The sequence below is a fragment of the Solwaraspora sp. WMMD791 genome (assembly GCF_029581195.1).
In the GTDB taxonomy this organism is placed as follows: Bacteria; Actinomycetota; Actinomycetes; order Mycobacteriales; family Micromonosporaceae; genus Micromonospora_E.
In genome coordinates this window covers 4,037,565-4,056,965 of the sequence record NZ_CP120737.1, presented here as the reverse complement: position 1 = coordinate 4,056,965, position 19,401 = coordinate 4,037,565, and the positions used below count along the sequence as shown (strand labels likewise).

Annotated in this window: 16 protein-coding genes; 10 read left to right on the top strand and 6 right to left on the bottom strand. The window is 70.8% G+C overall.

From position 1 onward, the window contains the following. Positions 1–95: 95 nt before the first annotated feature. Genes O7623_RS18010 through O7623_RS17995 form a run of 4 tightly spaced genes read left to right on the top strand, consistent with a single transcriptional unit; the run spans position 96 to position 4,210 of the window. Complete coding sequence (locus O7623_RS18010; RefSeq protein WP_282224193.1) at positions 96–2,846, top strand: nitrate- and nitrite sensing domain-containing protein; 2,751 nt, start codon at positions 96–98, stop codon at positions 2,844–2,846. After that, positions 2,843–3,274, top strand: coding sequence for a roadblock/LC7 domain-containing protein (locus O7623_RS18005; protein ID WP_282224192.1), 432 nt, complete (start codon positions 2,843–2,845; stop codon positions 3,272–3,274). The genes O7623_RS18010 and O7623_RS18005 overlap by 4 nt, the downstream gene beginning before the upstream one ends. Further along, positions 3,271–3,636, top strand: coding sequence for a DUF742 domain-containing protein (locus tag O7623_RS18000; protein ID WP_282224191.1), 366 nt, complete (start codon positions 3,271–3,273; stop codon positions 3,634–3,636). The genes O7623_RS18005 and O7623_RS18000 overlap by 4 nt, the downstream gene beginning before the upstream one ends. A 19-nt stretch (positions 3,637–3,655) precedes the next feature. Next, complete coding sequence (locus O7623_RS17995; protein ID WP_282224190.1) at positions 3,656–4,210, top strand: ATP/GTP-binding protein; 555 nt, start codon at positions 3,656–3,658, stop codon at positions 4,208–4,210. Between the two features lie 55 nt (positions 4,211–4,265). Here the strand turns inward: O7623_RS17995 and O7623_RS17990 are convergent, their stop codons facing one another. The 3 genes from O7623_RS17990 to O7623_RS17980 form a co-directional block, all read right to left on the bottom strand. After that, complete coding sequence (locus tag O7623_RS17990) at positions 4,266–5,654, bottom strand: tryptophanase (protein WP_282224189.1); 1,389 nt, start codon at positions 5,652–5,654, stop codon at positions 4,266–4,268. Continuing rightward, on the bottom strand, positions 5,654–6,763 hold the full coding sequence (locus O7623_RS17985; protein ID WP_282224188.1) for a tryptophan dimethylallyltransferase family protein: 1,110 nt from the start codon (positions 6,761–6,763) through the stop codon (positions 5,654–5,656). Before O7623_RS17985 ends, O7623_RS17990 begins: the two co-directional genes overlap by 1 nt. A gap of 379 nt (positions 6,764–7,142) precedes the next feature. Next, positions 7,143–8,276 (bottom strand): Ku protein, encoded by a 1,134-nt coding sequence (locus O7623_RS17980; protein WP_282224187.1) that lies wholly within the window; start codon positions 8,274–8,276, stop codon positions 7,143–7,145. 148 nt (positions 8,277–8,424) lie between these two features. Here O7623_RS17980 and ligD (O7623_RS17975) point away from each other — a divergent pair, with 148 nt between their 5' ends. Together ligD (O7623_RS17975) and ligD (O7623_RS17970) are read left to right on the top strand one after the other, a co-directional pair. After that, entirely contained in the window at positions 8,425–9,396 is a 972-nt protein-coding gene (ligD, locus tag O7623_RS17975; RefSeq protein WP_282224186.1) for a non-homologous end-joining DNA ligase, read from the top strand. Positions 9,397–9,447: 51 nt separating this feature from the next. Next, positions 9,448–10,380, top strand: coding sequence for a non-homologous end-joining DNA ligase (gene ligD / locus O7623_RS17970; RefSeq protein WP_282224185.1), 933 nt, complete (start codon positions 9,448–9,450; stop codon positions 10,378–10,380). Positions 10,381–10,496: 116 nt separating this feature from the next. Here the strand turns inward: ligD (O7623_RS17970) and O7623_RS17965 are convergent, their stop codons facing one another. The 3 genes from O7623_RS17965 to O7623_RS17955 form a co-directional block, all read right to left on the bottom strand. Then, the gene (locus tag O7623_RS17965; protein ID WP_282224184.1) at positions 10,497–12,167 is read right to left on the bottom strand and encodes a DNA repair helicase XPB; all 1,671 of its coding nucleotides are present in this window, start codon (positions 12,165–12,167) and stop codon (positions 10,497–10,499) included. 357 nt (positions 12,168–12,524) lie between these two features. Then, on the bottom strand, positions 12,525–13,541 hold the full coding sequence (locus O7623_RS17960) for a family 43 glycosylhydrolase (RefSeq protein WP_282224183.1): 1,017 nt from the start codon (positions 13,539–13,541) through the stop codon (positions 12,525–12,527). A 134-nt stretch (positions 13,542–13,675) separates the two neighbouring features. Further along, entirely contained in the window at positions 13,676–14,761 is a 1,086-nt protein-coding gene (locus O7623_RS17955) for a LacI family DNA-binding transcriptional regulator (RefSeq protein ID WP_348775164.1), read from the bottom strand. Between the two features lie 343 nt (positions 14,762–15,104). Between O7623_RS17955 and O7623_RS17945 the strand changes: the two genes are divergently transcribed. Genes O7623_RS17945 through O7623_RS17930 form a run of 4 tightly spaced genes read left to right on the top strand, consistent with a single transcriptional unit; the run spans position 15,105 to position 19,364 of the window. After that, positions 15,105–16,466, top strand: coding sequence for an extracellular solute-binding protein (locus O7623_RS17945; protein ID WP_282224182.1), 1,362 nt, complete (start codon positions 15,105–15,107; stop codon positions 16,464–16,466). Beyond that, positions 16,463–17,389, top strand: coding sequence for a sugar ABC transporter permease (locus tag O7623_RS17940; RefSeq protein ID WP_282224181.1), 927 nt, complete (start codon positions 16,463–16,465; stop codon positions 17,387–17,389). Before O7623_RS17945 ends, O7623_RS17940 begins: the two co-directional genes overlap by 4 nt. After that, positions 17,386–18,210, top strand: coding sequence for a carbohydrate ABC transporter permease (locus tag O7623_RS17935; protein ID WP_282224180.1), 825 nt, complete (start codon positions 17,386–17,388; stop codon positions 18,208–18,210). Before O7623_RS17940 ends, O7623_RS17935 begins: the two co-directional genes overlap by 4 nt. Continuing rightward, positions 18,207–19,364 carry a serine hydrolase domain-containing protein gene (locus O7623_RS17930; RefSeq protein ID WP_282224179.1) on the top strand — a complete coding sequence of 386 codons (1,158 nt, stop codon included), beginning with the start codon at positions 18,207–18,209 and terminating at the stop codon, positions 19,362–19,364. Before O7623_RS17935 ends, O7623_RS17930 begins: the two co-directional genes overlap by 4 nt. The last annotated feature ends 37 nt before the right edge of the window (positions 19,365–19,401 follow it).

Below are 19,401 nucleotides of genomic sequence, written 5' to 3'. Positions count from 1 at the left end.
ACTACGAGCTCAGCGGTATCGTGCCACGCGCATCGGCGTTGGCCAGCTGTGGACGTGCGCTGCTCCACTCAGGCCGCCATTCGATTGGATACAAGTTGGCACGCACACAGGCCGACGGCCAGCAGCCGAAGAAGTCCCGACGCGGCAACGACCGTCAGCAGTCGATCAAGCGCAGGGTCATCCGGCTGGTCCTCATCCCCGGCGTGGCCGCCCTGGCGCTCTGGCTCGCCGCCTCCGGCTACCTGGTCTTCCAGGGTTTCTACAACCGACAGGTCGCCGTCGGCGTCCGCGAGGTGTCGATCCCGGCGGTCCCGGCGCTGGCCTCCATCCAGGAGGAGCGCCGCCTCGGCATCGCCTACCTGGCCCAGTCCGACAACGACCTGCAGGAACTGCTCGACCAGCGGCGGCAGACCGACGAGCAGCTGGCCGCGCTACGGGCGGTCGCCGAAGGCTCCCTCGCCGCCGCCCCCGACTCGATCGTCAACCAGTGGAACACCCTGACCGGGTACCTGGACCAGCTGCCCAGCATCCGGACCACCATCGACTCCCGGTCGGCCAGTGGCCAGGAGGCGTACGAGTTCTACAACGGCCTGCTCGACGCCGCGACCGAGATGTTCGACATCCAGGCCCGGATCGTGCCCGACGTGACCGCCGCCCAGGGTGGTATCGCCGCCACCGAGGCGTTCCTCTCCAGCGACCTCATGTCGCGGGCCGGCTCCCTCGGCGACGAGGCGTTCAGCTCCCGGTCCTTCACCGAGCAGGAACATCTCGCCTTTGTCCAGCTGGTCGGTGCCTACCGGGCCACCTTGGCCGCCGTCTCCCCGCACCTGCGCCCCGACGCCCAGCAGCGCTACGAGGAGATCGTCGCCAGCGACGCCTGGCAGCGGCTGCAGGCCGCCGAGAACGAGCTGATCGCCGCCGGTGCCTGGGGCAACTCGGTCCCCGGCGGGCTCGGCGTCGACCGTACGCAGTGGGCCGAACTCACCGCGCAGGTCTCCGCCGACCTGGTCGACCTGGTCATCGTGCAGGCCGACTCGGTCTCCGCGCAGACCCTGCGTACCGGTAACAACCAGCTGCTGCTGGCGCTGCTCGGCAGTCTCCTCGCGCTGGCCGTCGCGGTCGCCGCGACCGTCTGGGCGGTCCGGCAGTCGCAGGTCCTCGTCGACCAGGCGCTGTCGCTGCGCCTGGCACAGCTCGGCCAGGACGCCTCCGCGATGGTCGACGAGCGGCTGCCGGCCGTCATGGACCGGCTGCGCCGCCGCGAACAGGTCGACCTCTCCGCCGAGCTTGCCACCAAGGACTACGGCGCCGACGAGATCGGCCAGGTGGCTCAGGTCATCAACCGGTCGCTGCAGGCGGCGGCGGCTGCGGCCGTCAACGAGGCACAGACCCGTACGTCGAGTATCACCATGCTGATGGGCGTCGCCCGGCGCCCGCAGCGGCCACTGCAGCGCGGTCTGCGGGTCATCGAGGACCTGCAAGGTCGCATCGGTGACGAGAAGCTGCTGGGCGAGCTGTTCGACATCAACCACCAGCTCACCCAGACCCGGCGCTTCCTGGAAAACCTGGTCATTCTCGCCGGTGGGCAGATCGGCCGCCGGTTCAAGAACCCCGTCCCGGTCCGCCGGGTGCTGCTGGCCGCCTTCGCCGAGTCGCAGCACTACCAGCGGATCACCCTGCGCAAGGCCGCCGACCTGGCGGTGCACGGGCACGCCGTCGCCGGCACCATCCACCTGCTCGCCGAGCTGCTGGACAACGCGCTGGCCTTCTCGCCGCCGGAGACGATGGTCTGGGTGACCTGCAACGAGGTCAAGCACGGCCTTGCGGTGGAGATCGAGGACGCCGGCATGGGGATGCGCGGCGAGGCGCTGGACCGGGCCAACGACCTGCTCGCCACCGCGCCGACCCCGGACGTGATGGCGCTGCGCGACGGTGCCCAGGTCGGTCTGCACGTCGTCGCCGAGCTGGCCAAGCGGGACGGCATCCAGGTCAGCCTGCGGACCTCGGCGTACGGCGGCCTGCTGGCGATCGTGCTGCTGCCGGAACGGCTGCTCGCCGGCCGCACCGACGACCGGACCGGCCGGGACCTGGAGCAGGAACGGCTCGTCCCGGCGATGGCCGGGGCGGTGGCCCGCCCGAACGCGCTGCGGCACCACCCCCGGGCCGCCGCCAACACCGCGACCACGACCACGACGGCACCCGCGCAGGCATCGGCGACCACGACCGCGCCGGCACATCCGCAGACGCCGGCACACCCGCAGGCACCCTCGGCCACACCGGTTCCGACGACCGTCGGGACGACCGGGGCAGCGGCCACGAACGCCGTCGCGACCGCGGCGGCGCCCGGCAGCACCGTCGGGCCGGCCCCGGTGATCCCCGGACCGGCGTCGACGGCCGGCTCCGCCCCGGTGGGCGGCGGCACGGTGTACGAACGACGGAGCACAGGCGACGTGGCAGGACATCCGTACCGTACCGGCGACCCGGCCGACTACCGGCGCAACGGGGCCGCCCAGGTGGAGTGGCGGCTCGACCCGGAGCCGGCCGAGTCGGACCCGGCCGCCGCCGACGGCACCCCGGTCACCGGTACGCCGCCGTCCGCCCCGCCGGCCCGGCCGCCGCTGCCGCACCGCCAACCGCAGCAGCACATCGCGCCGGAGCTGCGCGACGAGATCGCGGCGGACGGTGACCCTGGTGCGGCCGCCACACCGATGCGCTCCCCGGAGGAGGCCAGAAACCGATTCAGCCGGTACCAGCGGGCCTGGAGCGCCGGTCAGGCGGCAGCCAGCGACGACGCGGCGGCCAACGACGCCCCGGCAACTAATGATGATCAAGGCAGGAACGCGTGACCAACTCTCACCCGCAGAACGACCTGACCTGGATGTTGGACGACCTCGTCGGGGTCCCTGACGTCCTGTACGCGGTGGTCCTGTCCACCGACGGTCTGATCATCCAGAAGTCCACATCGCTGCCGCAGGACCAGGCCGAACTGCTCGCCGCCGGGGCGTCGTCGCTGCACAGCGTCGCCGCCGGGGTCAGTCGCCGGTTCGACAGCGGCCCGGTGCACCAGGTCATCGTCGAGTACCGGGGGCAGAGCCTGTTCATCGCCGCCGCCGGGCACAACGCCCGGCTCGCCGTCCTGTGCGAGCAGAGCGTCGACATGGGCACCGTCGCGTACGAGATGAGTCGGCTGGTCACCCGCATCGGTGAGTACCTGAGCACCGATCCACGGACCGCGGTGACGCAGATCAACGGCAATCCCGGGCCGGGCCGATGACACACGACGTGTGGGACGGCGACGACGACTCGGAGGCGGGCCGACTGGTCCCGCTCTACATCCTGGTCAACGGGCGGACCAGCCCACGCAACACCAACCTCGACCTGGCCACCCAGGTGGTGGCGCTGCCCGCCGACCTGTCGCGGCTGGAACCGGAGTACCGGGAGATCGTCGAGCGCTGCTCGACCTGGATGTCGATCGCCGAGATCGGCGCCTACCTGCACCACCCGCTCACCATCACCAAGGTGATGGTCGACGTGCTGCTCGAGCAGGGCTACCTGGACATCGGTACGCCGGCCCAGCAGAAGATCGCCGACCGTGACCTGCTGGCGACCGTGCTCGCGGGCCTTCAGCGACTGTAGACGAGAAGGACTGATCACCGTGGATCGCAAATCGGTCAAGGTCGTGGTCGCTGGCGGATTCGGCACGGGCAAGACCACCATGGTCGGCTCGGTCAGCGAGATTCCGCCGCTGACCACCGAGGAGGTGCTGACCGAGGCCAGCATCGGCGTCGACGACGTCACCGGCATCGAGGACAAGACCAGCACCACCGTCGCCCTCGACTTCGGCCGGATCACCATCGCCGAGGACGTCGTGCTCTACCTGTTCGGCACCCCCGGGCAGGACCGCTTCTGGTTCATCTGGGACGAGCTGGCCCAGGGGGCGATCGGTGCCGTGGTGCTGGTCGACACCCGTCGGCTGGACAGCAGCTTCGCCGCCATCGACTACTTCGAGCGACGCGGCATCCCGTTCGTGGCCGCGGTCAACCAGTTCTTCGGTGAGTGCCTCTACACCGAGGAGGAGATTCGGGGCGCGCTGGAGCTGGATCCGGCCGTACCGCTGCTGTGGACCGACGCCCGGGACCGGGCCTCCTGCAAGGAGACCCTGATCGAGCTGGTCAAGCACGCGATGCGCCGGCTGCCGGTGGCCAGCTGAGCCTGCCCCGCCCAAGGTCCGGCTATGCCGGGTCAGCCGGACCTTGATGCCCCGGCTACGCCGGGGCCAGCCGGACCTTGAAGTGGCGCAGTAGCGGCGGTGCGGAGACGATCCGGTAGCCGCCGACCCGCTGCGGATCCTTGGCGATGTCGGCCAGCACCTCGGCGACGTACTCCAGATGGGCGTCGGTGTAGACCCGGCGCGGGATCGCCAGCCGGACCAGCTCGAACGGTGCCGGCGTCACCAGCTGGTGGGCGTCGTCGAGCCCGCCCAGGTACAGCGAGCCCAGCTCGGCGCAGCGGATCCCGCCGTCGAGGAAGAGCTGGCAGCCCAGGGCGTGGCCGGGGAACTGGTGCGGCGCCAGGTGCGGCAGTAGCCGACCCGCGTTCAGGTAGAGGGCGTGGATGCCGGCGGGTGCGACCGTGGCCACCCCGGCGTCGGCGAGCAGCCGGGCCAGCCGGGCGGTCGAGGCCGCGCGGGAACGCAGGTACGCCGGTTCGAGCACCTCCCGTACGCCCTGGGCGAGCCGTTCCAGGTCGTGTCCGGCGAGACCGCCGTAGGTGGAGAAGCCTTCGGTGGCGATCAGGTTGGCCTCGCAGGCGGCGTACCGGGCCTCGTCGCGCAGTCCGATGACCCCGCCGATCGCCGACAGGCCGTCCTTCTTCAGGCTGATGACGCAGCCGTCGGCCAGGTCGAAGGCGGCGCGGGCGATCTCGCGCGGAGTCTTGTCGCGGTACGCCTCCTCGCGTTGCGACACCAGCCAGGCGTTCTCGGCGAACCGGGCCGCGTCCAGGAAGAACGGCACGTCGAAGCGGCGGCACAGGTCCCGTACGGCGGTCAGGTTCGCCATCGACACCGGCTGCGCGCCGAGCCCGTTGTTGGTGATCGTCATCAGCACCACGCCGACCCGGTGCCCGTCCGGGCCGGTCAGGGTCCGCTCCAGCGCGTCGAGGTCGATGTCGCCCTTGAACGGTGCGTCGTCGTCCAGGTCGGTGGCGGCGGCGCAGGGCAGGTTGACCGCCTGCGCGCCGGCCAGCACCACGTTGGCGTGGGTCGTGTCGAAGTGGGTGTTGCTGATGCTGATCTGGCCGGGTTTCAGCAGGTCACCGAAGAGGATCCGTTCGCCGGCCCGGCCCTGGTGGACCGGGAGCACGTGCGGGTAGCCGGTCAGGTCGCGGATCTCGTCGCGGAACCGGAACCAGGAGCGGGCCCCGGCGTACGATTCGTCGCCGAGCGCCGCCGCAGCCTCCTGCAGGGTGGAGGTGGCCCCGGTGCCGGAGTCGGAGAGCAGATCGATGGTGATCTGGTCGGCCCGCAGATTGAACGGGTTGTAACCGGCGTCGGCCAGCGCGGCGCGTCGCTCGTCTGCGGTCAGGAACGGGATCGGCTCCACCACCTTGATCCGGTACGGCGGCAGGGTGGTGCGTCGGTCGGCTGGCTGCATCACATGCTCCCGGCGTTCATCGGCGTACGGTGTCGCCCGGGTCGCGCCGCGGCGACCTGGTGGGCTTCGGCGGACAGGTAGACGGTGATGCCGGGGCGAGGGCGGCCGACCCGCAGTGACACGTGCGCGATCAGGCCGACGCCGTCGGCCAACGGCCGGTCGGTGACCGCGTCGATTGCCGGGTCGAGCCGGCTGGCGTCGAGGCCGTACCGGTCGAGCAGTTCGTGGACCCGGTCGCGGGCCTGGACGTCGTCGTCGACGTAGTCGCGGATCGGCACGTACAGGCTGTAGCCGACCGGCTGGGTGGCGCCGGTGGTGAAGGTGTAGCTGCTGACCAGGGGGCGGCGCGCGTAAGGGCCGGGGCCGCCGGCCGCGGTGGTGCAGAAGTCAGCGACCTGTTCGGGGTCGATGCCGTCGACCACGGTCGCGGCGCGGACGGCGTCGTCGGCGGTCGCGTCGTACTGGCTGACGTAGAGCTTGACCCGGGCCTGGTCGCCGTCGTGCAGGTCCAGCGCGAAGAACGTCAGCTGGTCGCGTCGGCCCAGCTCACCGGGGCGCAGGCCGCCGTCGACCATCATCGGGTACGCGGCGTCGAGCCCCAGCTTTCGTAGCGCTTCGACGACCAGCGCGGCACTGTGCTCCTCGCCGCGTACCGCCGGGTTGAAGTAGACCTTGAGTTCGGGTCGGCGGCTGCTGCGGAAGACCAGCGAGTACCACAGCGCGAAGGCGCCGCGCGGCTGGTCGGTCTCGAAGACCTCGCGGACCGCGTCGAACCGGCTGGTGGCCAGGTCGAACCGGTCGACCTGGCGGTCCAGGAAGCGGTACGCGGCCCGGGCGTGCGCGGCGAGGTCTCCGGTGGCGGCCTGGGCCTCGGCGAGGATCCGCAGGGTCGGCGGTTCGGCCTCGTTGAACGCGACGGAGTACTCGACCGGGGTGTGGTCGTCGGCGATGTCGGACGGCCAGGCCGGTGGCTGGTCGACGGGTCGGGTCGCGGCCGGGCCGAGCAGGTCGGCAACGAGCTGCCGGGGGATGGTCGGATCGGTGTCGACGACCGCGCAGAGCCGAGTCAACTGTCCGGCCAGTCGGTCCAACAGGGAGGTTCCGTGCATGTGTCGCCTTCCGCCGCGCCCCCGCAACATCCTGGCCCTTTGGTGATCATCCGACTTCACATAGTGATCTCTGGCCGGGGTAGTTGTCGAGTGAGACAAATTTCACTGATCCTGAGTGGATTGTCAGGATGGGTGAATTGCCAGCTTGGCGCGGTGGACGAATCCGTCCTATGCGGGAGTAGTGGACCTGGGGCGACTGTGTCGAATAGTGGGATTGACCAAGTTTGATGCGCTGTGGTGCAACGTTGCTGCTCGGTGGGGGCACGTACTGCGACCAGCGCAGACTCCTGTGTGGAACACATGTTCCACACAGGAATGATCCTCGGCGGGAACCTGCGTTCGGGTTACCGACCGCCGACCGCCGACCGCCGACCGCCGATCAGGCCGACTTGCGGTCGGCGGTCTTCCTCGCTGTCGAGCTGCGGGAGCTGGCCTTCTTGGCGGCAGCCTGCTTGGCACCGGCCTTCTTGGCGGCGGTCTTCGTGCCGCCGCTCTGCTTGGCGGCGTCCTTCGTGTCGGCGGCAGCCTTCTTCGCCGGCTCGCTCTTGCCGGCCGACTCGGCCTTCCTCGCTGGCTGAGCCTTCTTCGCCGGCTCGGCCCGCTTGGCTGGCTCGGCCTTCTTCGCGGCGGTCCGACGCGCCGCCGGGGCCTTGCCGCCCGCCTTCCTCGCCGAGGTGATCGGGGTCGGCTCGGCCGGGGCCCGGTCGCTGTCGGCAGCCTCGTCGGCGGCCTCGCCACGGGCCACCCGGGCCCGCTCCACCGAGGCCCGCAACGCCGCCATCAGGTCCACCGCCGCCGGCGGTGCCTCCGCCTCCTCCTCCGGCGCGACGATCTCCCTGCCCTCCACCTTGGCGTCGATGACCTCCTGCAAGGCGGCCCGGTAGTCGTCCGTGTACTCGTCCGGGGCGAACTCGCCGGCCATCGAATCGATCAGCGAGGCCGCCATCGCCAGCTCCGGCGGCCGGACCTGCACGTCGTCGTCGAGGAAACCGAACGACGCCTGGCGGATCTCGTCCGGCCAGAGCATCGTGTTGAGCACCAGCACGTTGTCGCGGACCCGCAGGGTGGCCAACTGCTCCCGCTGCCGCAGCGCCACCTTGACGATCGCCACCCGGTCGGAGTCGGCCAGAGCGTCGCGCAGCAGCACGTACGGCTTGGTCGCCGTGCCCTCCGGCTCCAGGTAGTAGGCCTTGTTGTAGAGGATCGGGTCGACCTGGTCGGCCGGCACGAACTCCAGTACGTCGATCGCCCGCGACGTGCTCAGCGGCAGATCCGAGAAATCCTCGTCGGTCAGGATCACCATCTCGCCACCGCCGAGGTCGTAGCCCTTGGCGATGTCGTCGTAGCTGACCTCCTCGCCGTCGACCGAGCAGACCCGCTTGTACCGGATCCGGCCGCCGTCGGTGCGGTGCACCTGGTGGAACCGGATGTCCTTCTCCTCCGTGGCGGAGTACAGGCGTACCCCGATCGACACGAGGCCGAACGACACCGCGCCTTTCCAGATCGCGCGCATGGTGAGTCCCCTTCGCCACCACCGGCGGCCGCCGCCCTGTCCCGCCCTTCCCCAAGGTCAAGATCGCCAGGTCGGCCCGGTGTTGCTTCAGGATCGCATCCGAGCGAACTCAGCGCGACCGCTTCGTTGCTGGTTTTACAGTGGCAGGGTGCCGGGTGGACCGCTGCGGCCGATGCTCGCGACGACCGGGGAGCTGCCCACAGGCCCCGGCTGGCGGTACGAGCTCAAGTGGGACGGGGTCCGCGCGCTGGCCGACATCTCCGGCGGCGGGCAGCGGCTGTACGCCCGCTCCGGCGCCGAGATCACGGTGGCCTACCCGGAGCTGTCCGGGCTGCCCCGTACCCTGGACGACGCCCTGCTCGACGGGGAGATGGTGCTGCTCGACGCCGCCGGCCGGCCGTCGTTCACCGCGCTCGCCGAGCGGATGCACGTACGGGACCCGGCGCGGGCCGCCCGGCTGGCCGCCGGAGCCCCGGCCACGTACATGATCTTCGACCTGCTGCGGTTACGCGGCGCGGACCTGACCGGCTGGCCGTACCACGACCGCCGGCACGCGCTGGAAGCCCTCGGCCTGGCCGGGCCGGCCTGGGCGGTGCCGCCCAGCTTCGCCGACGGGCCGGCCACCCGGGCCGCCGCCGCCGAGCACGGCCTGGAGGGCGTGGTCGCCAAACGACACGACGCGATCTACCGTCCAGGGGTGCGCAGCCCTGACTGGGTCAAGGTGAAAATCGAGCTGACCAGGGATTTCGTCGTCGGCGGCTGGCGGCCCGGGGTGCGGCGCGTCGGCGGGCTGCTGGTCGGCGTACCGGGGCGGGACCCGGCCGGCGCGGCGACCGGTGCCCTGCGGTTCACCGGCCGGGTCGGTGGCGGCATCGGGGCGGCCGCCGAGCGCGCCCTGCTGGCCGCGCTCGAACCGCTGCGTACCGACGGGTCGCCGTTCGACAGGCCGCTGCCGCGCGAGGACGCCAAGGGCGCGATCTGGGTCCGCCCCGAGGTCGTGATCGAAGTACGGTACGGCCAGCAGACCCCGGACGGGCGGCTGCGCTTCCCACGCTTCCTGCGGATCCGCCCGGACGTGCCGGCCACCGACGTCGACGCCGAGGCCGCCGATGCCGGCTGACCTGAGGTGGGGTGCCGCCGATGCGGGGTGACCTGAGGTCGGGTGCCGCCGATGCCGGCTGACCGGGGACCGGGGGCGGCCGGGCGGATCCGGGTGGAGGTGGCCGGTCGGGCGCTGGAGCTGTCGAACCTCGACAAGGTGCTCTACCCGGCGGCCGGGTTCACCAAGGGCGAGGTGATCGACTACTACACCCGGGTCTCCGGGGTGCTGCTGCCGCACCTCGCCGACCGGGCGCTCACCCGGATCCGCTACCCGAACGGGGTCGACGGGCAGTTCTTCTTCGAGAAGAATGCCCCGGCCAGCACCCCTGACTGGGTGCGTACCGCCCGGTTGCCGACCCCTGGGTCCTCGCGCGGCCGCGAGGAGATCGACTTCGTCGTCGCCGACGACCTGCCCACCCTGGTCTGGCTGGCCAACCTGGCCGCGCTGGAGCTGCACACCCCGCAGTGGCGGGTCGGCGCCGACCCCGATCTGCTGGTCGTCGACCTCGATCCGGGGGCGCCGGCCGGGATCGAGCAGTGCTGCGTGGTCGCGGTGGCGATCAGGGACCGGTTCGCCGACGACGGCATCGCCTGCTGGCCGAAGACCTCCGGCCGCAAGGGCATGCAGCTGTGTGCGCCGGTTTCCGCCACCCAGTCGGCCGAGGTGATCTCGAGGTACGTCAAGCAGGTCGCCGAGGAACTGGAACGCACCCGCCCGCAGGAAGTCACCTCCAGGATGGCGAAGCGGCTGCGCCCGGGAAGGGTCTTCATCGACTGGAGTCAGAACAACGCGGCGAAGACGACGGTGGCGCCGTACTCGCTGCGGGCCGGCCCGGTCCCGGCCGCCTCGACCCCGCTGACCTGGCCGGAGGTGGAGGCCGCGGCGGCGGGGGACCCCGGTGTGGTGCGCCAGTTCACCGCCGCCGAGGTGCTGGACCGGATCGACGAGTACGGCGACCTGCTCGCCGACCTGCTCACCGTCGGCCCACCCGTCCCCTCATGATCCCGACGATCTTGCAGTTATCGTGGAACAAAGTGGACATATCCTCGCGACGAGTGCAAGATCGTCGCGATCATGGGCGCGATCATGGGCGTGGGCGTGGGCGCAGGGGGCAGGGGTCAGGGGAGGGCGGGGCCGAGGACGTCGTCGGCGTCGACGATCGTGTACGCGTAGCCCTGCTCGGCGAGGAACCGTTGCCGGTGTGCGGCGTACTCGGTGTCGACGGTGTCCCGCGAGACCACGGTGTAGAAGTGCGCCTGCCGGCCGTCGGCCTTGGGCCGTAGGACCCGACCGAGGCGCTGCGCCTCCTCCTGCCGGGAGCCGAACGTGCCGGAGACCTGGATCGCCACCGCCGCCTCCGGCAGGTCGATCGAGAAGTTGCCGACCTTGGAGATGATCAACGTCGGGATCTCGCCGTGGCGGAACGCGTCGAACAGCCGTTCCCGCTCCTTGTTGGTCGTCGCGCCCTGCACGATGGGGGCGTCGAGGTACTCGCCGAGAGCGTGCAACTGGTCGATGTAGGCCCCGATGACCAGCACCTGGTCGCCCTGATGCCGCTGCACCAGCGCCTTGACCACCGGCAGTTTGGTGCGCGCGGTCGCCGCCGACCGGTACCGCTCCTCGGTCTCGGTGACCGCGTACGCCATCCGTTCCGCGTCGGTCAGGGTGACCCGGACCTCGACGCACTCGGCCGGGGCGATCCAGCCCTGCGCCTCGATGTCCTTCCACGGCGCGTCGTAGCGCTTCGGGCCGATCAGCGAGAAGACGTCACCTTCCCGGCCGTCCTCACGGACCAGGGTGGCGGTCAGCCCGAGCCGCCGACGGGCCTGCAGGTCGGCGGTGAACCGGAAGATCGGCGCCGGCAGCAGGTGCACCTCGTCGTAGACGACCAAGCCCCAGTCGCGGGCGTTGAACAGGTCCAAGTGGGTGAACGCACCCTTACGCCGTGAGGTCAGCACCTGGTACGTCGCGATGGTGACCGGGCGGATCTCCTTGCGTTCGCCGGAGTACTCGCCGATCTCCTCCTCGGTCAGCGAGGTCCGGGCGATCAGCTCCCGCTTCCACTGCCGGCCGGCGACCGTGTTGGTGACCAGGATCAGCGTGGTCGCCTTGGCCTGCGCCATCGCCGCCGCGCCGACCAGGGTCTTGCCGGCGCCGCAGGGCAGCACCACCACCCCGGATCCGCCGGCCCAGAACTGCTCCACCGCCTCCCGCTGGTACGAGCGCAGCGTCCAGCCGGGCTGCCCGTCACCGCCGGCCGTGGCCAGCTCGATCGGGTGCGCCTCGCCGTCGACGTAGCCGGCCAGGTCCTCGGCCGGCCACCCCAGCTTGAGCAGGCCCTGCTTGAGCCGACCCCGTTCGGACGGGTGCACCGCGACGGTGTCGTCGTCGATCTTCGCGCCGAACATGCCGGCGAGCTTCTTGCTCTTGACCACCTCGGTCAGCACCGCCCGGTCGGTGGCCCGCAGCACCAGCCCGTGCGCCGGGTCGTTGACCAGTTGCAGCCGGCCGTACCGGTCCATGGTCTCGGCGACGTCGACCAGCAGCGCGTTCGGTACGGGGTACCGGGAGAACTTCAGCAGCGCGTCGACGACGCTCTCGGCGTCGTGCCCGGCGGCGCGGGCGTTCCACAGCCCGAGCGGGGTGAGCCGGTAGGTGTGTACGTGCTCCGGGGAGCGTTCCAGCTCGGCGAAGGGTGCGATGGCCATCCGGCAGGCGGTGGCGTCCGGATGGTCGATCTCCAGCAGCAGGGTCTTGTCCGACTGGACGATGAGCGGGCCGTTGTGCACGTCAGTCCCCCCTTGTGGCCGACCTGCCAGTTTGGCACACCGGCCGGCTGCCCGCCCCGCTTGCGGTGACCGACGCCACTGTCGGAGTCCCGATTGAAGAGAATCGTTCGGATTACGCAACCGACCTGGCCGGTGTCGCGTCTCTAACCACGACGGCCGTCCCGGTCGGGTGCGTCCGTCACGGTGGTCGGTGGATGTCGCGGGACGCGTTCGATCCGCACAGCGACCCACCCCGGGCGGCAGCGCCGGCCGGAGAGTGCGGCGCGGCGGGCGGAGCAACGGGGGCGAGCGGTCCGTGGGCGGCGCCCAGCCGGCACCGTACGGCCGTCGTCCGCTGACGACCGACCAGGTCGGTCGTCAGCGGACGACGGTCTCCGCGTGAGCGACGGCAGTCTGTGCCGGGGCGGTGGGCGTCCGGGGGGTGGCCGATGTGCCCGGACCGGTCGGCACCAGGCCGACTCCGGGTACGTAGCGGACCGGGACCGGGTCGGTGATCTCCCCGACGAACCGGCCGTCCTCGTGGTCGCGGAAGCCGATCAGCTGCCAACCGCCGACGCCGTCGGGCAGCAGGCGCGGCGCGTAGAGGCTCGGATGGGCGTACGGCATCGCGGCGGCGACGTCCCACGGGCCGGTGGTGGAGGTCCCGGGCGCCACCCAGACCTGGGCCGCGTCGGGACCACCCCGGTCGGCGGTGACCGAGTTGGTGCAGAACAGCATCAACGGCTGGCCGTCCATCACCACCACCTGCGGCACCTCGAGGTGGCCGAAGCCCGCCGGGGTGGACACCGGCGGCCGTACCTGCCAGGTGAGCAGGTCGTCGGAGGTGGCGTGGCCGATGACGCCGCGCGAGTCGGCCACGCCGTCGCGGGCTCGGGCGGTGATCAGCATGTGCCAGCCGTTGCCGGCCGGGTCCGGGTAGACCCACGGGTCCCGCCAGGCCTGCTCGTACCAGGCGTCCCGGTCGAGCAGTTCGTACCAGGTGGGGTCGGCTTCGACGAGCGGGCCGTCGCCGTGGCGGTGCCAGCTGACCAGGTCGTCGGAGACGGCCAGGCCGATCCGTTGGACCAGGCCCTGTTCGGCCCGGCTGACCCCGGTGTAGAACAGGTACCACCGGCCGTCGGGACCGCGTACCGTGCTGCCGGTCCAGGTGGCCAGGTCGTCCCAGGCGGGGGCGTCGGCGGGGACCAGCGCGTCGGCGACCAGTCGCCAGTCGTGCAGGTCCGTCGAGACCGCGTGGCCGATGGTGGCGCGGTGGTGGCGGCGGTGCGGGTCGAGCAAGGCTCGGGAGGCGCGCAGGAAGAACGCGTGCCACAGGCCGTCGTCGTCCCGTGCGTACCAGCTGTCCCACACCCAGTGGTCCGATAGCCGAAGCATGCGTTGGAACCTAACAGTAAATCGGTTTAGCGCCAAGCGTGGGACTGGTCCGGACCGGTCCCACGCAGGATCGCGCTGGTGCCGCTGGTGCCGCTGGTGCCGCTGGTGCCCGCACGGGCGCACCCGGCCTGCCGTCAGTGCGGCCGGGGGGCGGCGATCGACTTACGGCGGCGCAGCGGCATCGGCACCACGCAGGGGGTGCCGGGCTCGCCGTCGAGCAGGATCTCCACCGCCCGACGGCCCATCTGCTCGTGGGGCAGGGCCGCGGTGAACAGCCCCGGGCGCAGCCAGGTGGCGATCGGGTCGTCGTCGAACGAGACGATCGAGATGTCCGTCGGGACGGTCAGGCCCGCGTCGGCGACTGCCTGGTACGCGCCGAAGGCGAGCCGGTCGTTCATGCAGATCACGGCGGTGGGGCGGTCGGGCCGGTCGAGGATGCCGCGCATCGTGGTGTAGCCGTGTTCGGGCAGCCATTCCCGGCAGGACGGCTCGGCGTACAGCGTGGCTCCGGCGGCGGACAGCGCGTGCCGGATGCCCCGCAGTCGGGCCTCGGCGGCGAGGGAGACCTCCGGGTCCCGTTCCTTGAGCCGGTTGCGCCCGATGAGCGCGATCCGGTGCCGGTGGCCCTGCTTGAGCAGGGCCTCGGTGACGGCCCGGCCGGCCTGTTCGTCGTCGGGGACGACGCAGGGCAGGTCGTCGGCGCTGGTGGCGTTGAGCAGCACCACCGGTCCGCCCAGGATCGCCGGCGGCACGGTCAGCCGGCGGGTCGCCATCGCGGCGTAGATCACCCCGTCGACCTGGCGGTCCAGCATGGCCTCGATCGCGTACCGCTCGAAGGCCGCGTCGCCCTGGGTCTCGGTGATCAGCAGGACGTGGTCGCGCTCCCGGGCGGCGTCCAGCGCGCCCCGAATCAACCCACCGGCAAATCGGGTAGTAGCCACGATGTCGGACACGAAGGCAATGGTGGCGGTTTTTCTGGTCCTGAGGCTTCGTGCGGCGACGTTGGGGCGGTAGCCTAGTTCTTCGGCGGCGGCGAAGACGCGCTGATGTGCCTCCACCGACAGGCGCGTGCCCTCCCGTCCGTTCAGCACCATCGAGGCAGCGGTCTTGGACAGACCGGCGCGTCGGGCGACATCTGCCAGTGTCGCCCGATTTCGAGGTGTTGATCCGTTAGGTGAGGTTTCTTTGTCCACAGCATTGCCTCCGCCGGTCAGGCCCATGCTCAATGATGCGATGGTGGGCCGGCCGGGTCACCGGCGGGTCACGGCCGTGGCGGGACCGGATCGCTGGTAGCGGCCGGTCCGCCGGGGTGGCGTCGGCCGAACCGGTGGCCGGGCAGTGGTCGACGGGGCGGGTGTGCCGGGGCGGCCGGTCCAGTGTGAACGAGCCGTTTCCGGACCGTTGCCAACTAGTCCTTGACAGCAGTGAGCAATCGGAAGCATGCTCTGCTAAATCAGTTTAGCTAGGGAGTTCCCGACGGCCTCGGCCGTCGGCCGGTGAACCGAAACAACCGCTGCGCCGCGTGGGATCGGCGCAACTGGTGAGAACTCAAGGAGTCCCGATATGCGTAGTTTCGCGCGGAAGCTCCACGCCGGTCGCCCGGCAGTGGTGCTGGCGCCGCTGATGGCGGCGGCCCTCGCAGTCAGCGCCTGCTCGCCGCCCGGTTCCGACCCGGTCGCCACCGACGACGGCGACACCGAGGTCAGCACCGAGCTCGGCAGCGACCCGATCACCATCGAGATGTACGCCGAGACCGGCTTCCCGCTGGCCAAGGCGCTCGCCGACGAGTTCAGCAAGCAGTACCCGAACGTCACGTTCAACGTGCGCGAGGACCAGTTCACCGTCATCGTCGAGAACGCCCCCCGGGTGCTCGCCGGCGACAACTCGCCCGACATCATCCGGCTGCCCACCATGGTCGACCTGGTCAAGGACGGCCTGCTGAAGAACCTGGACCCCTACTTCGAGGCGTACGGCTGGGACAGCTTCCCCGCCTCGCAGCTGGAGCAGCTGCGGATCACCGAGGACGGGGCACGGGGCAGCGGCTCGCTCTACGGCATGGGCCTCGGCTACAGCGTCACCGGCGTGTTCTACAACAAGGAGCTCGCCGCGCAGATCGGGATGACCGAGCCGCCGGCGACGATCGCCGAGTTCGAGGAGCTGCTGGCCGAAGCGAAGGCCGCCGGCATCCAGCCGATCATGCAGTTCAACCAGGACACCGCCGGGATCAACTTCCCGTACCAGGCCCTGCAGAACCAGTACGGCGACCAGCAGGAGATCGCCGACTGGATCTTCCAGAAGGAGGGCGCGACCTTCGACACCGAGGCGGCGCTCAAGGCGGCCCAGACCATCGAGAAGTGGGCCCAGGCCGGCTACTTCCCGGCGGACGCCAACGCCATCGACTACACGAACATGATGGGCCAGTTCCAGGAGGGCAACGGCCTGTTCATGTTCAACGGTGACTGGGAGTCCGGCAACCTGGACGCGAACATGACCGGCAACGTCGGCTTCTTCCTCTTCCCGGGGGAGACCGAGGGCGCCAACCGGGTCGCGATGTCGGCACCGAACACCTTCGGCATCGGCGCCAAGGCCAAGAACGCCGACGCGGCCGCCTTCTTCCTGAACTGGGTGCACACCAACGAGACCGCCCGGCAGATCTCCGTGCAGGTCGGCGGCTCCAGCCCGGGTGGCCCGGCGGACCTGGAGGTGCCGGTCCCGGCCGAGGGCACCGTGCTCGCCGAGACCCTCGCCGCCAGCAACCAGCTGGCCGAGGAGAACGGCGCGGTGGACTTCACCGCCAACGCGACGGGTTCGATCTTCGCCTCGGCGATCACCCCGGAACTGCAGAAGCTGATCGTCGGCCAGCAGACCCCGGAGGGGTACGTCAAGGCGGTCCAGGCCCAGTACGAAGAGGAACTGTCTCGATGACCCTGCGCGCCACCGGCAGCGCAACCCCCGGGCGGACCCACCGGACACGGTGGGCCCGCCCGGGCCGCTGGTCCGGTTGGTTGTGGGTGGTGCCGGCGCTGGTGATGTACGTGGTGTTCGTGATCCGGCCGCTGACGCTGACCTTCCAGTACTCGCTCTACCACTGGAACGGCATCGGCGCCGCGCGCTGGGCCGGTCTGGACAACTACGTCACGGTGTTCACCGACTCCGATCTACTGAAGATCATCGGCAACGCCTTCATCCTGATCATCTTCTTCAGCTTCGTCCCGGTCACCGTCGGGTTGCTGGTGGCCAGCCTGGTCCGGCGGATGGCCACCGGACTGTTCGGCACCTCGATCCGGACGATCCTGTTCCTGCCCCAGGTCATCCCGCTGGTCGCCGCCGGTATCGCGTGGAGCTGGCTGCTCTCCTCGACCGGCGTGGTCAACCAGGCGCTGCGCGCGGTCGGCCTGGGCGGGCTGGCCCGGCCGTGGCTCGGCGACTTCGACACCGCCCTGCCGTCGGTCGGTGTCATCGGTGCCTGGGTCTCCCTCGGCCTCTGCACCATCCTGCTGATCACCGGGATCGGCAAGATCGACCCGAGCCTGTACGAAGCCGCCCGGATGGACGGCGCCGGACCGGTCCGGGAGTTCTTCGCGGTGACCCTGCCCGGCCTGCGCCGGGAGATCGGCGTCTGCCTGACGGTGACCGTCATCGCGGCGCTGGCCAGCTTCGACATCGTCTACATCTCCACCAGCGGTGGTCCGGGTTACCAGACCACGGTGCCGGGTCTGGAGATCTACCGGCTCGCCTTCGCGCAACGGCAGGTCGGGCTGGCCTCCGCGCTGGGCATCGTCCTCATGGCGCTGGTGCTGATCTGCGTGCTGCCGATCCAGCGACTGACCCGGGAGGAAAAGGGATGAGGCTCAGCCGCAGCGAGCAGCTGACCGGGCGGATCTTCCTGATCCTGCTGGCCCTGGTCACCCTGCTGCCGTTCGTCAGCATGCTCTCGGCGGCGTTGCAGCCGCGCGGGACCGTCCCCACCGGGCTCGCCTGGCCGTCGGACCCGCAGTGGGGCAACTTCGCCGAGGCCTTCACCGTCGCCAACATGGGCGCACTGCTGAAGTCCAGCGGGCTGATCGTCGCCGGTGTCGTGCCGGTCGCCGTCGTCATCGCCACCATGGCCGGCTTCGGTCTCGGCCATCTCAAGATCCCCGGTGCCCGGTTCGTCTTCGTCTTCTTCCTGCTCGGCCTGACGATGCCCTTCGAGGCGGTGATCACCCCGATCTACTACCAGATCCAGTCGTTCGGGCTGCTCAACACCAGGTGGGCGATCATCCTGCCGTTGATCGGGCTGTTCATGCCGTTCGGCGTGTTCTGGATGCGTACCCACTTCATCAACGTGCCGCCGGAGCTGTCCGAGGCGGCCCGGGTCGACGGCAGCACCACCTGGCAGCTGTTCTGGCGGATCCATCTGCCGCTGGCCCGCCCGGCGATCGCCTCGCTGACGATCCTGCTGTTCCTGTGGACCTGGAACCAGTTCCTGCTGGCCATCGTGCTCGTCGACGACGGCACCAAGCGGACCATGGCCGGGGCGCTCGGTGCCTTCCAGGGCCAGTGGGGCACCGACCAGGTGCTGCTCTGCGCCGGATCGCTGCTGATCCTGACGCCGACCCTGATCGTGTTCCTCATCTTCCAGCGCCAGTTCATCAAGGCCCTTCTGCAAGGGTCGGTCAAAGGATGAGCGTGCCGACAACCACTGCGGTGCACGGGGACGTGGCCGACGGCTACGGCCCGGTGGCCGACGTGTTCCGGGACAACTTCGCCACCCGCGGCGAGGTGGGCGCCGGCCTGGTCGTGCACGTCGACGGCCGGGTCGTCGTCGACCTGTACGGCGGCCTGGCCGATCCGCGTACCGGACGGGCCTGGACCCGGGAGACCCCGGCGGTCGTCTTCTCCTGCACGAAGGGGATCCTGGCGGTCTGCGCCTACCTGCTGGTGCAGTCCGGCCAGCTCGACCTGTCGGCACCGGTCACCCGCTACTGGCCGGAGTTCGGTGCCAACGGCAAGGCGGACATCCCGGTCCGGTGGCTCTTCACCCACCAGGCCGGGCTGCCCGCGCTGGACCGGGACCTGACCCGGGCCGAGGTCATCGCCGAACGGCCGGTGATCGAGGCGATCGAACAGCAGCGACCACTGTGGCAGCCAGGGACGGCGTACACCTACCACGCCCTGACGTACGGCTGGCTGGTCGGTGAGCTGATCCGGCGGGTCACCGGACTGCCAGCGGGGGAGTACTTCCGCCGTACCCTCGCCGGGCCGCTCGGGCTGCGGACCTGGATCGGCCTGCCGGCGGCCGAGCGCGACGCGGTCGCCTGGACCCTGGCCCCGCCGGGCGGCCCGGTGCCCTTCCCCGACCAGGTCAGCGAACGGTCGCTGACCATGGGTGGGGCGTTCGACTTCCCGGCCGACGCCGACGGGCTGGTGAGCTTCAACGACCCGGCGATCCAGGCCGCCGGGATTCCCGGCGCCGGCGGGGTGAGCTCGGCCGCCGGGCTGTCCCGGCTGTACGCCGCCTGTGTCTCCGAGGTCGCCGGCGCGCCGCTGCTGAGCACGGCGTCGGTCGACGACGCCGTCGTGGTCCGGGTCCAGGGCCAGCAGCGGTACGGCGGACCGGACGCCGGCCAGCGGTGGGGGACCGGGTTCCTGCTGCGCTCGCCACGGGTCCGCCCGATGCTCAGTGACCGCAGCTTCGGCCACGACGGGGCCGGGGGTCACCTGGCGTTCGCCGACGACCGGTACCGGGTCGGCTTCGGGTACGTGCTCAACCAGATGGGCGGCCCGGTCGACGATCGGGCGAACCGGCTCACCGAGGCGCTGCGGGGCTGTCTGGACTGACCTGCCGTACCTGTCCTTGACCGGCGCGCCGGGTGGG

Excerpts from the sequence above, each read along its gene's own strand:
- O7623_RS17985 (WP_282224188.1), bottom strand. The coding sequence starts at position 6,763 with ATGCACGGAACCTCCCTGTTGGACCGACTGGCCGGACAGTTGACTCGG.
- O7623_RS18000 (WP_282224191.1), top strand. The coding sequence starts at position 3,271 with ATGACACACGACGTGTGGGACGGCGACGACGACTCGGAGGCGGGCCGA.
- O7623_RS17980 (WP_282224187.1), bottom strand. The coding sequence starts at position 8,276 with ATGCGCGCGATCTGGAAAGGCGCGGTGTCGTTCGGCCTCGTGTCGATC.
- O7623_RS17955 (WP_348775164.1), bottom strand. The coding sequence starts at position 14,761 with ATGGGCCTGACCGGCGGAGGCAATGCTGTGGACAAAGAAACCTCACCT.
- O7623_RS17990 (WP_282224189.1), bottom strand. The coding sequence starts at position 5,654 with ATGCAGCCAGCCGACCGACGCACCACCCTGCCGCCGTACCGGATCAAG.
- O7623_RS17935 (WP_282224180.1), top strand. The coding sequence starts at position 17,386 with ATGAGGCTCAGCCGCAGCGAGCAGCTGACCGGGCGGATCTTCCTGATC.
- O7623_RS17945 (WP_282224182.1), top strand. The coding sequence starts at position 15,105 with ATGCGTAGTTTCGCGCGGAAGCTCCACGCCGGTCGCCCGGCAGTGGTG.
- O7623_RS17930 (WP_282224179.1), top strand. The coding sequence starts at position 18,207 with ATGAGCGTGCCGACAACCACTGCGGTGCACGGGGACGTGGCCGACGGC.
- O7623_RS17960 (WP_282224183.1), bottom strand. The coding sequence starts at position 13,541 with ATGCTTCGGCTATCGGACCACTGGGTGTGGGACAGCTGGTACGCACGG.
- ligD (WP_282224185.1), top strand. The coding sequence starts at position 9,448 with ATGCCGGCTGACCGGGGACCGGGGGCGGCCGGGCGGATCCGGGTGGAG.
- O7623_RS17940 (WP_282224181.1), top strand. The coding sequence starts at position 16,463 with ATGACCCTGCGCGCCACCGGCAGCGCAACCCCCGGGCGGACCCACCGG.